The 260-nt window shown below is 72.3% G+C and carries 1 pseudogene; it reads left to right on the top strand.

Going from position 1 to position 260, the window contains the following annotated elements:
• Positions 1 to 260 (top strand): annotated as a pseudogene (locus JI667_RS23675) (hypothetical protein); the annotation flags it as partial.

Below are 260 nucleotides of genomic sequence, written 5' to 3'. Positions count from 1 at the left end.
AACGCGACCACACCGCTCTGGGGCGTGGTGGTGGCGCACCTGGCGACACAGGACGAACGCCTGAGCTGGCCCAAGGCGCTGGGCGTGCTGACCGGCTTTGCGGGCGTCGCGGTGATGCTGGGACATGCCAGCGATGGCGGCGCGCTGTGGGCGCAGGGCGCCTGTCTCTGCGCCGCGCTCAGTTATGCGCTGGCCGGCGTCTGGGCGCGGCGGTTCAAGGCGATGGGACTCGCGCCGCTGTCGCTGGCGCTGGGGCAACT

The sequence above is a fragment of the Bacillus sp. NTK074B genome, from assembly GCF_017303375.1.
GTDB lineage: Bacteria > Bacillota > Bacilli > Bacillales > Bacillaceae_B > Rossellomorea.
Note: the sequence above shows the minus strand (reverse complement) of the source record. Positions and strands in the feature narration are given on the sequence as shown.